Here is a 14,438-nt window from a genome sequence, read left to right as displayed (position 1 = left end):
CATGGCAAGCCCCCTCCAGTCACCGCGCGAAGGCAGATGGCGAGCCCTGGCCTGGCTTGCCTTTGGCGACATATTCTTGTTGGCCTGCGGCCTTGCGCTGATCCTGTCGCCTCTTTTGCTTGTGTTGCTGGTGTCTTCGTGGCTTCTGCTGGTGCTTCTTGCCTTGCCGGCGCTGTCATGGGTCTTTTACGGGCTGATGGTCCTGCGAGCCTATGCGGCAGTACCGCCCCCACCGGTTTCGGATGGAATATTGCTGCAGCCCGACAGGGTTCCCGTCCTTGCCGAAGCGCTTGAACGGCTGCGCCTCGCCTGCGATGCGCCAGCCTTCACGGCCGTCTATATCAATGCCGAGCTTAACGCGTCCATCTATCAGACAGGCTCCCGCGGCGGCCAGCCGAGGCATGTTCTGGTTCTCGGTCTGCCGCTTCTCGCCCTGTTGACGCAACGGCAGGCCGCGACCGTCATCGCGCATGAATACGCCCATATTTCCCGGTTGCACGGTCATTTTGCGCGCTGGGCCCATGTGGCTCGCCAGCGCTGGGCAGCACTCGGTAAATTGCATGAGCGCAATCATCGGCTGGTCACCGCGCCGCTCAGATTGTTTCTTGCCTGGTATGTACCGCGCATGATGCGCGAGACGCTGGAGTTTTCCCGTCGCTGCGAGGCGGTTGCCGATGCGCGGGCGATCACGGTCTGCGGCGCCGACATCGCATTTGAGACGGAAATCGCTCTCACATGGCGGCAAAGAGCCCTGTCCAGCCAATTCTGGCCGGATATGTTTGCTGGGGCAGACAAAGATGACATCGCCAAGGCGCGACCCTTTGCCCTGATGTTGGCGGAGCCGGAGAACAGCCGCCCGCGAGATGGCGCGCAGGCGGCCGTCTGGCTGCATGAAGACCTCTGCCAGAAACCGGATAGTCATAGCACCCATCCCGTTTTGTCGGAGCGCATTGCCGCAACGGGGTTTGATCCGGCAGGCCCGCTTCCCGATCATCTGCCCTGGCGTCTCGAAGAGACTTCCGCCGCCGCCGAATGGTTGGGGGAGGAAGCCCCCGGCATCGCGGCACGGCTTGATGCAGACTGGCGCGACAATGCCGCACGAGGCTGGCAGGACGCAAAAGACTGGCATAGCCGTCAGCGCAGCGACTTCTCAAGGCTCCTGCAGCGTCGCGAACAACAGATGTTCGACGAGCAGGACTGGCTGCAACTGGCGCTGCTTTCAGAGAAATTCGATCCGTCAGGCATGCTTCGCGCCGAGGCGATTGCGGAAGGATTGCGGTATTCGCCTGAAGAGACGACGCTTTTACAGCTACGGGCAGAGGATATGGAGAAAACCGGAGACATACACGGAGCGATGTCCTTGTGGCACCGTATCGGCCGGAATCCCTCTTTCTCCAGGTATCGGCTCCATCGCCACCTCTGCGAACTCTGCCTGCGGGTGGGAGACAGGCCGGCGGCAGAACAGCATCGGCAGAGCGCCGACCGCCTGTGGACGAGCGAAGATGCCGTCCGATCCGCCTCCAACGATGCCGGTCTCCATCCTCACGGGTTGGAAGCATCCGAACTCACCTTGCTGCAAGGCACGCTTCGTCCGCTGTTTCAGCATGCGCACGCCATCTGGCTCTGCCGCGACACACCGCCCGGTGCGCCGGACCCGACACGATGGTTCCTTTATGTGCAGGCCTATGACGGCTGGTTCATGCGCCTCGTCGGCAAACTGACCGGCGAGGAAGACAGGAACGCTTCCGCCTGCAAGCGGCTGTTTGAGCGTTTGCAGGCGCGGTTGCATCTTCATCTGCAGCTTCGTTTTATCGGGCCGAACGATCCAGTCCCGGCCCATTGCAGGCACGATAGCCTGATTGCCCGAGTGGGCACGGCCGCTGTCGCGTAGCTTACAGGCTTGAAAACGATGCTCGAACCGGTCTGCGGCGCGGCGAATTGTCAGCACTTGCCTATCCCGGGTAACACTTCATTTAGTGATTTTGTGAAATCTAAAATACGCAGGTTCCAAGGTTTCATCGGCGGAGCCGGTAGAACAAGCGGACCCATGACGACCCGCCCGGCGGCGGCTCGAAAAAGGCATCCGCTTGTCGCCCTATGAGGAGGGGCAACAGCTACCCGCGATGTTTCATTATATATTCCCCGGCCTCCCGAGAGGGCGACTGGAGGAGTGCTTGCCTTGAGGCCATTCATGTCTTTCCTGAACAATACCAAGATAAAAACGAAGGTCGTTTTTGTCATCTCTCTGATGAGCCTGATGTCGCTTTCCGGAATAAGCTACGTCAGCCTGCAATATAAAGGTACCGACAGCGTCTATAGCGATTTCATCGGCCATGAGGCCCTTGCTGCGGTTCTGAACGCCAGAACCAGCGGGAACCTCAATGCACTCGGCATGCAGATGCTTCGCGCCAGCCTTAACGAGCCGGCCAGCGCTGATTTCGAAGCTGCCGTCAAAACCTTCAGAGCCGACCGTAAGCAGCTCGAGGAACGCCAGAACAAGATCATGGAGCTGGTGCCGGCGCGCACGGATGCCGCCCGCGATATCCTCAAGGGTGTTGTCGAAGTCGAGGAGATCGGCAATCAGGTCATCGCCCTCATGCAGGCAGGGCAACGCGCCGAAGCGCAGCAGATGGCGCTCAACGTGCTTCGGAAAATTGCCGAAGTCTCGCCAAAGATCAGCGCCGGCAATGAACAGCTCATCCAGGTGATGAATGAGGGGAGAGAACGCCTTACAGCCAGCACCAATACGACGATCTGGACGGGTCTGATTACGCTCGCGCTCGTTTCGCTGGCCGTGATCGCACTTGGCCTGCTCATTTCCTCCCGGGGTATCACCACTCCGATTGCGCGGCTTCGTGCGCGCATGGAATCGCTGGCGGCCGGTGATACGGCCAGCGAAATTTCCGGAATGGATCGCAGGGATGAAGTCGGCCAGATGGCTGCTGCGGTTCAGGCGTTTCGCGAAAGCGCAATCGAACGCCTCCGGCTTGAGAATGAAACGGAGGCCAACCGGTCGACTTCCGAAAAGGACCGGATCGAGCGCGAGAAGCAGAAGGCCAGGGAAGCTGCCGACGTACAGTTTGCCGTCGACAATCTTGCCACGGCCCTTTCGAAGATCGCCCAGGGCGACGTTACTTACCGGATCGTTCAGCCGTTCGTTTCCGGTCTTGACGGTATCCGCGGCGATTTCAACCGGGCTGCGGAACAGTTGCAGTCGACCTTGAGCCAGGTGGCGCAGAACGCGCGCGGCATCGACGCCGGCGCCAACGAGATAAGGTCTGCAGCGGATGATCTGGCGAGACGCACGGAGCAGCAGGCGGCCGCCGTTGAGGAGACTGCGGCTGCGCTGGAAGAGATCACCACGACGGTGAAGGACGCCACGAAGCGGGCGCAGGAAGCGGGTCACCTCGTCGGCCGTGCAAAAGTCGGCGCTGAAAAATCCGGAGAGGTGGTGCAGCAGGCCGTCGCTGCAATGGAGCAGATCGCGACATCCGCCAATGAGATTTCCAACATCATCGGCGTGATCGACGAGATCGCGTTCCAGACGAACCTTCTGGCGCTGAATGCCGGCGTGGAAGCTGCCCGTGCGGGTGAGGCGGGCAAGGGCTTTGCCGTTGTCGCGCAGGAGGTTCGCGAACTGGCGCAGCGCTCTGCCGGTGCGGCCAAGGAGATCAAGAACCTGATCACGACATCCAACGGTCAGGTTCAGCAGGGCGTGCAGCTGGTTGGTGAAACCGGCAAGGCGCTGGAACTGATCGTGACGGAGGTGCAGGAAATCAACCGGCACGTTGCCGCCATTGCGGAATCGGCACAGGAGCAGTCCTCCGGTCTTCAGCAGATCAACACGGCCGTGAACCAGATGGATCAGGACACCCAGAAGAACGCCGCCATGGTGGAGGAAAGCACCGCCGCCAGCCACGGGCTTGCGCGCGAGGCGTCTTCGCTCAACGGGCTGATCGCGCAGTTCAAACTGTCCGAAGGCGGTTATGGCGAGGCCTCCGCGCCCGTGCGCACGGCATCGGTTGCCGACAGGCCTGCAGCGTCTCCCGCGCGTGCGCTTGGCGGCAGGATAAGGGCGGCGTTTTCAGGTAATGCCGCGTTGAATACCGCCCCCGACAACTGGGAGGAGTTTTGATCCTTGCCCTGCCTTTACGGCACGCTCGGTTGAGGCGCTGAAAGCATCGCTCTAAATATCGACACCGGGGATCGGAGATCCCCGGTGTCCTGCTTTTGGGCGGTATATGCCCGTTGAGGGCATGAGCGGCTTTCCGCTTCGGCACTTGCAGCGACCGCCTTACCCCGTGTGAAACAGTCGACGCTTTGGCCCAAATACGCGAAAGCATTTCTCAAAATATACGGCTTTTGGAATGAGCGTCTTTGATAGCCTATTAAAAACATAGAAAATACACACAAAAGAAGGGCGAATGGATATGAAGATCCTTGGCATTTCCGGTAGTGTGAAGCGGCCATCCCGCACGGCGCATGTCGTTGAACGAATTGTTGCGGCGATCGGGCGGACGGCGAAGGTTGAAACCGACCTCATCGATCTTGCCGATGCCGCGCCGGTTCTATTTCGGGCATTGCGCGCAGACCAGCTCGACGAGGCCGGGCGTAGGATCATCGATGCCGTCGAGGCTGCCGATGTGCTCGTCGTCGGTTCGCCGGTCTATCGCGCGTCCTATACGGGCGCGCTCAAGCATTTATTCGATCTTGTCGATTTCCGTGCCCTGCAGGGTCGACGCGTGATCCTTGCCGCGACCGGCGGCTCGCCGTTGCATGGCCTGATGCTGGAACACCAGTTCCGTCCGCTGTTTGGCTTCTTCGGCGCTGTTACCGTGCCGACCACGGTTTATGCCGTCGAGGCGGATTTTACCGGATACACGCTTTCAAACCCGGCCGTCGAAGCGCGCATTGAGCGCGCCGTTGCCGATCTGTTCGAGCTTTTACCCGCCAAAGCGCTTGGCGGCGGCGATCACCATCCGACCCTTTCCGTCGTTTCACGCGAAGCGGCTGCCAACTGAGATTGCAAGAGAGGAATTTATCATGACCGCACGCACCGCCGAGCCCGTTAAATTCGCCTATTGGGTTCCGAATGTTTCCGGTGGCCTCGTCATCTCCAACATTGAACAACGCACCAGCTGGACCATCGACTATAACCGCAAGCTCGCGCAGATCGCGGAAGCGAGCGGCTTCGATTATGCGCTGAGCCAGATTCGATTCACGGCCGGTTACGGTGCCGAGTTCCAGCATGAATCCGTCTCTTTCAGCCATTCCCTGCTGGAGTCGACAAAGACGCTGAAGGTCATCGCCGCCATTCTGCCAGGGCCGTGGAACCCGGCGCTCGCTGCAAAACAGATCGCCACGATTAACCACCTCACCAATGGCCGCGTTGCGGTCAACATTGTCAGCGGCTGGTTTCGCGGCGAGTTCCATGCCATCGGCGAACCGTGGCTCGACCACGACGAGCGCTATCGCCGCTCGGAGGAGTTCATCCGTGCATTGCGCGGCATCTGGACGGAAGACAGCTTCACCTTCCGCGGCGATTTCTATCGCTTCAACAATTATTCCCTGAAGCCGAAGCCGATCGATCCGCAGCCTGAAATCTTTCAGGGCGGTTCTTCGCGCGCAGCCCGCGATATGGCGGCCCGCGTTTCCGACTGGTATTTCACCAATGGTAACACCCCGGAAGAGATCGCAAGGCAGGTCGATGACATTCGTGCCAAGGCGGCTGAGAACAATCATTCGGTCAAGGTCGGTGTAAATGCCTTCGCCATCGTGCGTGAGACGGAGGAAGAGGCAAAGGCCGTGCTTGCCGAAATCATCGAGAAGGCCAATCCGGAAGCGGTCAACGCTTTTGGCCATGAAGTGAAGAATGCCGGTAAGGCCTCCCCGGAAGGAGAGGGTAACTGGGCGAAATCCAGCTTCGAGGATCTCGTTCAGTATAATGACGGTTTCCGCTCAAACCTCATCGGCACCCCCCAACAGGTGGCGGAGCGCATCGTGCGCCTGAAGCGCGCCGGCGCCGATCTTATCCTACTCGGTTTCCTGCACTTCCAGGAGGAGGTCGAGTATTTCGGCAAGCACGTCATTCCGCTGGTGCGCGCACTCGAAGAGGCCGAGGAAAGCGCGGCGATTGCAGCCGAATAACGCAGGCAGAACAGGTGGAGCGGCCGTCGCCGCTCATCCGCCGAAAGTGCCGCAGCCGAACCGGACGGGACGCATGCACTCGAACTTGCGCGGCCTGACACGCATCGCTGTGAATTTTTCATCCCGGCTGCTAAAATCGGACGTTATTCGGTCCGTGAGCCGCCGAGATCGCGTGAGTTGAAATGTCAGTGAGCCGGAATAATGCCATTGTCGCCATCATAGGCGGTGGATTTAGCGGGGCAGCGATTGCCCTTCATCTCCATCGGGCCGCTGGGCCGTTCGAAAATGTGCGGATCGTCGTGTTCGAGCCGAGAGAGGCGTTGGGTGCGGGGCTTGCCTATTCCACGCCGGAGCCGGCCAACCGGATCAACGTACCGGCCGGCCGCATGACGCTTTATCCTGATGATCCGGATAATTTCCTCCATTATCTCGACACATCGAACGCCCTGGCGGGCGATGCAGCAGCGGTTTTGCCCGACGGGCAGGCCTATCCGCAACGCAGGGTCTTCGGCGCCTATGTCGCGGCCGAGATCGCGCCTTTGCTGGATGCGGGCATTGTTGAGCACAGGCGCAGCACGGTGAAACATGTGGCCCGCCATGCGGATGGCTGGGAGCTGCAAACTGCGGACGGTGATAGCCATTTCGCGGACATCGTGGTGGTTGCGACCAGCCATCCGCCGCCGGCGCTTCCGCAGGTGTTTAAACCGCTTGCCGGTCATCCGAAACTGGTGGCGGACTTGAATGCGGACGCCGCGCTGGAAAATATCGCCGCGGGTGACCGCATTCTGATCGTCGGCAATGGCTTGACCGCGGCTGATGCCTTTGCCGCGCTCCACCGGCGCGGCCATCATGCGCGGGTCGTTTCGCTGTCGCGCCGCGGCTTGCGGTCGCGTGGCCATCCGGCCTTGCCGCAGGAACCCTACGGCGATTTTGTCGATCCGCCCTCCAGACGCGCGTCGGAACTATTGCGGCGGATTCGAGAGGCTGTGCGAGTGTCGCAGGCGGGCGGTGCGAGCTGGCATGGCGTTCTGGACGCCGTTCGCCTGCAGGGACGCGACATATGGCGGAACCTTCCCCTGATCGAAAAGCGCAGGGTGGTGCGGTGGCTGCGGCCCTTCTGGGACGCGCACCGGTTCAGGATCGCGCCGCAGGTGGAGAGACTTCTGGATGAGGCCATAATTTCGGGCCGGTTACAGATCGTCGCCGGGTCGCTTGTGTCCGCGCAGGCTGGCGAAGACGGTTCGTTGCATGTCGATCTGCGGTTTCGTGGCAAAAGGGACATCGCGCGGCTCGACGTCGATGCTATCGTCGTGACGACCGGTCCCGCCCATGGTGGAATTCTGAAATCGCAGGCTTTTCTTTCCGGTCTGGAGCAGGCGGGGCTTTTGACCTTTTGCCCGACGGGGCTGGGCATCCACTGCGACGAGCGATCCCGCGCCATCGACAGCCGCGGCCAGGCCATTGAAACGCTGCTGATCGGCGGTCCGCTGGCGCGCGGAACCTTTGGTGAGCTGATGGGCCTGCCCCAGGTTACCGAGCACGCGATCTTCGTTGCCGGAGAGATCGCACGGAGCCTCGCGCCAGCGACGAGCAGCCCGGCCCCGGTCTGAACGCAAACCGATGCATGGTTGATGAGCCGGCGAAATAGCGGCTGCCATCAGGCGATGGCAGCTATCCCGGCCCGGTTACGTCCCTCTATTCGCAGGGTTAACGTCAGACGTCCAGGTAGGACAAAATGGTTGCAGCGACGTCAGACGTCTCCTGCGTTTCACTCGAAGCCGCCACTGATGTGCTGGTCGCGCTGTCCTGGGTCGAAGTCGTCTCATCGGTGGTTGAGATCAGGGAGGCGATATCCTGGACAGAGCTGTTGGTGGTCTTGGCGCTGTTCAAGGCCGTAACCTGCGCCGATGTCATGGCGGCGACCTGGCCTGGCGTGAAGGCTGCCGCCTGGGAGGCCGTCAGGGCAGCGAGCGTACCGGTGCCCAATCCCGAGATCGCGCTCGAACTCAGGCTGATGATCTGCTCGGTGGAAAATGCCGTCAGGTCGTCGCCGCCAAGCGCGGCTGCCTGCAGCGCGTTGAGGACGCTGACCTGTGACAGTGACAGCGCTCCGATTTGCGCGGACCCCATCGCCGCGACCTGACCGTAGCTCAGCGCAGCCACCTGGCCCGTCGTCAAAGCGGTGATCTCCTGAGAAGACAGGGAGGCCACGACGGTGGCGGACAGTCCCTTGATCGCCGTCGAACTGATGGCGGCGAGTTCCCCGGTCGAGAATGTATCCAGATCATCCGCCGTCAATCCCGCAAGTCCGGCCGAACTCAATGCGGCGATCTGGCTGGTGGAGAGTGCTTCGATCTGGTCCTTGCCGAGGGCATTGATCTGATCGCCGGTCAATCCGGCGACGCCAGCCGTGCTCAGGGCCGCAACCTCGGCGGTGGAAAGAGCGGCGATAAAGTCCGTGGACAGTCCCTTTATCGCGCTTGAACCGATAGCCGCGAGTTCCTCCGTCGAGAAGGTTTCCAGCATCTCCGCGGACAGGCCCTTGAGCGCATCCGAGTTCAGCGATGCTATCTGCCGGGTGGATAATGTCTGGACCTGTTCAATGCTCAACGCACCGGTCTGTGCGCTGCCAAGGCCTGCAATCGCCTTGGCGTCCAGAGCCGCTATCTGGCTGACGGAAAGGGAGGCGATGTCGGCCGTATTCAGGGCCGCAACCTGTTTGGAAGTGAGGGCGCTGATCTGCGCATTGGTCAGCGCGCTCACCTGACCGGTGCCGAGAGCCGCGATCTGATCGGTCGTCAGGCCCGGTATTGCCGCCGCGCCGAGCGCGGCGATCTGAGCGGTCGTCAACGAAGCGATGGTCGCTGTCGACAGGCCCGAGACCGCATTCGAACTGATGGCGGCCAGCTCGGCGGCAGTGAATGTATCGAGATTGCCGGCGCTGAGGGCCGCGATCTGTTTCGAACTGAGAGTGCCGATCTGACTGCCGGTCAGGGCCTCGACCTGAACGGTGTCGAGGGCCGTGATCTGATCGGTGGTCAGGCCCGCCGTGCCCGCCGTGCTGAGGGCGGCGATCTGGGCTGCCGAGAGCGAGGCGATACTCGCGACGCTCAGAGCCGCAACCTGCTTGGAGGTGAGGGCGGCGATCTGGGCGCTGGTGAGGGCATCCACCTGACCGGTGCCGAGGGCCGCGATCTGGGCGGTGGTCAGGCCGGGTATTGCCGCTGCGCCCAGGGCGGCGATCTGCGCCGTCGTCAGCGAAGCGATTGCCGCTGTCGACAGGCCCGAGATCGCACTCGAGCTGATGACAGCCAGCTCGGCGGCAGTGAATGTATCAAGGCCACCGGCGCTGAGGGCCGCAATTTGTTTTGCGCTGAGGACACCGATCTGAGCACTGGTGAAGGCCTCGACCTGTGCGGTGTTGAGAGCGGCGATCTGATCGGTGGTCAGGCCTGCTATGCCCGCCGTGCTGAGGGCGGCTATCTGGGTTGCCGAAAGCGAGGCGATGCTGGCCACGCTGAGGGCGGCAACCTGTCTGGAGGTGAGGGCGCCGACCTGGATACTGATCAGGGCGTCGACTTGATCGCTCGTCAGGACGGCGACCTGCCCGGTGTTCAGCCCTCCAACGCCAGCCGCACTCAAGGCTGCGACCTGGGCCGTGGTCAGCGACGCGATGGTCTCCGTTGACAAGCCCGGGATGGCATTTGAACTGATCGCGGCAATGTCCTTGGTCGAGAACGTTGCCATGTCGTCCGTACCCAAGACTGCAATCTGTTTCGAGCTGAGAGCACCGACCTGAGTATCGGTCAAAGCCTCGACCTGCGCGGTATCGAGGGCCGCGATCTGGTCAGTGGTCAGGCCCGTTATGCCCGCCGTGCTGAGGGAGGCTATCTGGGCTGCCGAAAGCGAGGCGATGTCAGCCACGCTCAGGGCCGCAACCTGTTTTGAGGTGAGCGCCGCGATTTGGGTACTGGTCAGGGCGTCCACCTGATCGCCAGTAAGCGCTGCGACCTGCCCGGTGCTCAGCCCACTAACGCCAGCCGTACTCAGCGCTGCGATCTGCGCTGTCGTCAGCGACGCTATGGTTTGCGTGGACAAGCCCGGGATCGCATTCGAACCGAGGGCGGCAATGTCCTTGGTCGAGAACGTCGCCATATCCTCCGCGCTCAGGGCCGCTACCTGCGTCGAGCTGAGCGCGCCGACCTGGGCGCTGGTCAAGGCCTCGACCTGTGCGGTGCTCAGGGCGGCGATCTGCGCGGTGTTCAACGCACCGATGCTTTGCACGTTCAGGGCGGCAATCTGCGCTGTCGTCAGGGAGGCGATGGTCTCTGCCGACAATCCAGCGATCGCACTGGAACTGATCGCGGCGATATCCTTGGTCGAGAATGTCGCAATGTCGTCCGCGCTCAAGGCGGCGATCTGTTTCGAGCTGAGAGCGCCGACCTGGGCGGTGGTCAAGGCCTCGACCTGGGCGATACTCAAGGCGGCGATCTGCGCGGTGCTCAACGCGCCGATGCTTTGTACATTCAGGGCGGCAATCTGGGCTGTCGTCAGGGAGGCGATGGTCTCTGCCGTCAGTCCTGCGATTGCGCTGGAAGTGATCGCGGCGATGTCCTTGGTCGTGAATTTCGCCAGATCGTCCGTCCCCAGCTGCGAAATCTGTGTGGAGCCGAGATTGACGATCTGCGCGCTCGTTAAGGCTTCGGCCTGGCTGGTGGTGAGGGTCGCCAGCTGCTGCGCGCTTAATCCCGTAATGCCCGCGGCGCTCAGGGAGGCGATCTGGGCTGTCGAAAGAGCGGCTATGTCGTCCGTGCCGAGGGTGGCAACTTGTGCCGAGCTCAACCGCGCCATCTGCTTGGTCGACAGCCTGGAAACCTGATCGGTGCTGAGGGCGGCGATCTGGCCGGTCGAAAGCCCCAGGATGCCGGAGGTGCTCATTGCCGCAAGCTGGGCCACGGAAAGCGATGCGATATTGTCCGTGCTCAATGCCGCAATCTGTCCCGAGCCGAAAGCCGCGATCTGGGCCGTGGTCAGGGCCGCGAATTGATCGATGCTGAGGGCCGCAATCTGATCGCTGGTCAGGCCCTTGATGCCCGATGTGCTCAACATGGCCGTTTGGCTGGTGGACAGGGCGGCCACGTCGTTGCCCAGGGCGGCGACCTGAACCGGGCTCAACGCCTTGATCTGCGCGGTCGATAGAAGACTGACCTGATTGCCGCTCAGGGCTTCGATCTGATCGGAGGTGAGGCCGGCAATGGCGCTGGTGGTGAGGGCGCCGATCTGAGCGGTGGTGAAGGCCGCGATAACATCGGTGTTCAAGCCCGACATGGCCTTATTCGTGATCGCTGCGATATCGGCGGTCGAGAATGTCGCTAGATCCTCGGTGCTCAGGGCTGCGAGCTGCGCTGAACTGAGGGACTTCACCTGCGCCGGAGACAGCGCCTCGACCTGCTCTGTGCTCAGAACTTCGATCTGATCGGCCGTCAGGCCGGCAATGGCGCTGGTGGTCAGGGCGGCGATCTGGGCGGTGGAAAGCGCTGCGATTGCGTCAGCACTCAGGCCGGACACGGCTTTGCTCGTGATCGCCGCGATATCGGCGGTCGAGAATGTTGCTATGTCCTCCGCGCTCAGGGCCGCAAGCTGGATCGAGCTCAGCAACTTCACCTGTGCCGAGGACAGGGCCTCTACCTGCTGGGTGCTGAAGGCTTCGATCTGGTCGGCTATTAGGTTTGCGACCACGCCGGTGCTGAGGGCGGCAATCTGAGCGGTTGACAGGGCCTCGATCTGACCGGCGCTCAAGGCCTGAAATTGCGCTACGCCAAGGGCGTTCATCTGGGCCGTGGTCAATGCGGCGATCTGCTCTTTGGTAAGCGTGCTGATCGTCTCCGTACCCAGACGGGGCATGGCTTTGCCGGTGATCTCCGCTATATCGGCGGTTGAGAATGTCGCGATGTCCTCCGCGCTGAGAGCCACGAATTGTGCCGCGCTCAGCGACCTCACCTGTTCCGGCGACAGGGCTTCGACCTGGCTGGTGCTTAAGGCGGCGATGTGCGTCGTCTTGAGTGCGGCAATCTGCGCCGTCGTCAATGCGGCGATCTGGGCGGTGCTCAGGGTTTCGATCTGGTCGATCGTCAGACCGGCAATCGTGCTTGCGCTGAGGGCGGCGATCCGATCCGGGCTAAACGCTGCGATTGCCTCGGTGCTGAGGCCCGGCATGGCCTTGACGGTAATCGCCGCGATGTCGGCGGTCGAGAATGTCGCTATATCGTCCGTGCCGAGAGCAGCGAGTTGCATAGAGCTCAGCACTTTGACCTGCGCCGGCGACAGGGCTTCGGCCTGTTCCGGGCTCAGGACCGTGATCTGGTCGGTCGTCAGGCTCGCAACGGCGCTCGTGCTCAGGGCCGCGATCTGCTCGGGGGTAAGCCCTGCGATCACCTCTGTGCTCAGGCCCGGCATGGCTTTGCTCGTGAGCGCTGCGATATCGGCGGTTGAGAACGTCGCTATATCTTCAGCGCTCAGCGCGGCAATCTGCGTCGCATTGAGGGCGCGCACCTGAGATGAGGTCAAAGCTTCCGCCTGTTCCGTCGTCAGGGCATGGAGCTGGGTGGTGGTAAGCGCAGAAATCTGGCTCGAATTCAGGCTTTTGATGGCGTATTGATCGAGAATGTTAAGCTGATCCAGCGTCAGGCCAACGATGGCGCCCTGCGAAATGGCGCTCAACTGTTGTGAGTTGAGGACTTTGACATCCTCCACATCCAGTGCCGCGATCTGGGCCGACGAGAGCGCTTTGATCTGCGTTGTGGAAAGCGACGCCACGTCGTCGGTTGTCCAGGCTGCGACCGCCTCTGTCGAAAGATATCTGATCTGATTGACGTTCAGGGAAGAAATGATCGACGTCATGTCTGAAAAATCCTAAAGTCCAGGCCCAACAGGTGGATTTTCTGCTAAAGCCCCGGAAGGGGGTCGGTTACGCAGGTCCACCATTTTTCAAATGTTGAGTACGCAATCGGGCTTGCCTGAACCTGAAGTTGTTACGCTTCAGCCGCTGGAGCGTTAATTGCCTGTTTTGATGGAAGAGAACGGACAGGCCCGTCTCAGACGGGCGAATGCAGGAATGCCGGCATGGGAGCGCCCTCCGCTCGCCGGGCGAGATAGAGGCGGGCGGTGTCGAGCGCCTCGCGAATGGTCGCATCCATGTCGAGATAACGATAGGTCCCGAGCCGCCCGACAAAGGTTACCGATGCTTCCCGTTCGGCGCGCGCCACATATTCGGCGAGCTGTTCTTTGTCCTCGACCAGCCGGATGGGATAATAGGGAATGTCCTGCGGGCCGCATTCATGGGAGAACTCCCGGTAGCAGACGGAGCCGGCATGGTCTTCCCACGGAGAAAAGTGCTTGTGTTCGGTGATGCGGGTAAAGGGCACCGAAACGTCGCCATAATTCATCACCGCACAGCCCTGGTAGTCGCCGTCATAGGTGAAGCGTTCGAAATTGAGCGTCCGGTACGCCAGACGGCCGAATTCGAAGTCGAAATAGCCGTCGAGCGGACCGGAATAGAAGACGTGTGCAGAGGCCGGCGCTTCGGCGCGCTGGAAATGTGTGCCAAGTTTGACGCTGATATTGGGATGATCGAGGATGCGTTCGATCATGTCCGTATAGCCGGTTTCCGGCATGCCCTGATATTTGTGGAAGAAGTAGTTGTCGTCATAGTTGAAGCGCACGGGCAGGCGTTTCAGGATCGAGGCTGGCAGTTCCGTCGGCGAGCAGCCCCATTGTTTCTCGGTGTATCCCTTGAAGAAGGCCTCATAGAGATCGCGGCCGACGAAGCGCAGCGCCTGCTCCTCGAAGGTCTGTGGATCGGTAATCGACTTGTCGGCCTTTTCCTCGATGAAGGCTCTGGCTTCATCGGGCCGGAAATTCTTGCCGAAGAACTGGTTGATCGTGTGCAGATTGACCGGCAGCGAATAGACGCGCTCGCCGCTCGTCGTTTTGACCCGGTTCTTGTAAGGCATGAACGTCTGAAAGCCGTTCACATAGTCCCAGACTTCCCTGTCGTCGGTGTGGAAAATATGCGGGCCGTAAACATGCACCATAACGCCGGTCTCACCGTCGCGTTCGGTGTGGCAATTGCCGGCAATGTGATCGCGCGCATCGACGATATCGACCCTGTGGCCTGCCTGCGCCAGCTCCCGGCCGATGACCGCGCCGGAAAGCCCGGCGCCCACAATCACAATTCTTTCGTCCGCGAACATTGGTGATCAGTCCCGTTCATATGTCGCCCAGTGGGCGGT

At 61.3% G+C, this 14,438-nt stretch carries 7 protein-coding genes; 5 read left to right on the top strand and 2 right to left on the bottom strand.

Annotated elements, in window-relative coordinates:
* Position 1 precedes the first annotated feature (1 nt).
* The 5 genes from ACIK7D_RS20580 to ACIK7D_RS20560 all read left to right on the top strand — a co-directional run bounded on the left by ACIK7D_RS20580 (position 2) and on the right by ACIK7D_RS20560 (position 7,757).
* On the top strand, positions 2 to 1,891 hold the full coding sequence (locus tag ACIK7D_RS20580; protein WP_400157247.1) for a M48 family metallopeptidase: 1,890 nt from the start codon (positions 2 to 4) through the stop codon (positions 1,889 to 1,891).
* A 300-nt stretch (positions 1,892 to 2,191) separates the two neighbouring features.
* Entirely contained in the window at positions 2,192 to 4,135 is a 1,944-nt protein-coding gene (locus ACIK7D_RS20575) for a methyl-accepting chemotaxis protein (protein WP_080819762.1), read from the top strand.
* Between the two features lie 295 nt (positions 4,136 to 4,430).
* Entirely contained in the window at positions 4,431 to 5,021 is a 591-nt protein-coding gene (msuE, locus tag ACIK7D_RS20570; RefSeq protein ID WP_137454134.1) for an FMN reductase, read from the top strand.
* A gap of 22 nt (positions 5,022 to 5,043) precedes the next feature.
* Positions 5,044 to 6,147 carry a dimethylsulfone monooxygenase SfnG gene (gene sfnG, locus ACIK7D_RS20565; protein ID WP_142780941.1) on the top strand — a complete coding sequence of 368 codons (1,104 nt, stop codon included), beginning with the start codon at positions 5,044 to 5,046 and terminating at the stop codon, positions 6,145 to 6,147.
* Between the two features lie 182 nt (positions 6,148 to 6,329).
* A complete protein-coding gene (locus ACIK7D_RS20560; RefSeq protein ID WP_400157246.1) occupies positions 6,330 to 7,757 on the top strand; it encodes an FAD/NAD(P)-binding protein in 1,428 nt (475 codons plus the stop codon).
* A gap of 103 nt (positions 7,758 to 7,860) precedes the next feature.
* Here ACIK7D_RS20560 and ACIK7D_RS20555 read toward each other — a convergent pair whose 3' ends face one another.
* Both ACIK7D_RS20555 and glf read right to left on the bottom strand, forming a co-directional pair.
* Complete coding sequence (locus ACIK7D_RS20555) at positions 7,861 to 13,047, bottom strand: beta strand repeat-containing protein (protein ID WP_400157245.1); 5,187 nt, start codon at positions 13,045 to 13,047, stop codon at positions 7,861 to 7,863.
* A gap of 194 nt (positions 13,048 to 13,241) precedes the next feature.
* On the bottom strand, positions 13,242 to 14,399 hold the full coding sequence (gene glf, locus ACIK7D_RS20550; RefSeq protein ID WP_400157244.1) for a UDP-galactopyranose mutase: 1,158 nt from the start codon (positions 14,397 to 14,399) through the stop codon (positions 13,242 to 13,244).
* Positions 14,400 to 14,438: the final 39 nt, after the last annotated feature.

It is taken from the genome of Agrobacterium sp. P15N1-A (assembly GCF_044626815.1).
GTDB lineage: Bacteria > Pseudomonadota > Alphaproteobacteria > Rhizobiales > Rhizobiaceae > Agrobacterium > Agrobacterium leguminum.
This window is presented reverse-complemented; position numbering and strand designations above follow the sequence as displayed.

Bases quoted from the DNA above. Each gene is read 5' to 3' on its own strand.
- sfnG (WP_142780941.1), top strand. From the start codon at position 5,044: ATGACCGCACGCACCGCCGAGCCCGTTAAATTCGCCTATTGGGTTCCG.
- ACIK7D_RS20560 (WP_400157246.1), top strand. From the start codon at position 6,330: ATGTCAGTGAGCCGGAATAATGCCATTGTCGCCATCATAGGCGGTGGA.
- ACIK7D_RS20555 (WP_400157245.1), bottom strand. From the start codon at position 13,047: ATGACGTCGATCATTTCTTCCCTGAACGTCAATCAGATCAGATATCTT.
- ACIK7D_RS20580 (WP_400157247.1), top strand. From the start codon at position 2: ATGGCAAGCCCCCTCCAGTCACCGCGCGAAGGCAGATGGCGAGCCCTG.
- ACIK7D_RS20575 (WP_080819762.1), top strand. From the start codon at position 2,192: ATGTCTTTCCTGAACAATACCAAGATAAAAACGAAGGTCGTTTTTGTC.
- msuE (WP_137454134.1), top strand. From the start codon at position 4,431: ATGAAGATCCTTGGCATTTCCGGTAGTGTGAAGCGGCCATCCCGCACG.
- glf (WP_400157244.1), bottom strand. From the start codon at position 14,399: ATGTTCGCGGACGAAAGAATTGTGATTGTGGGCGCCGGGCTTTCCGGC.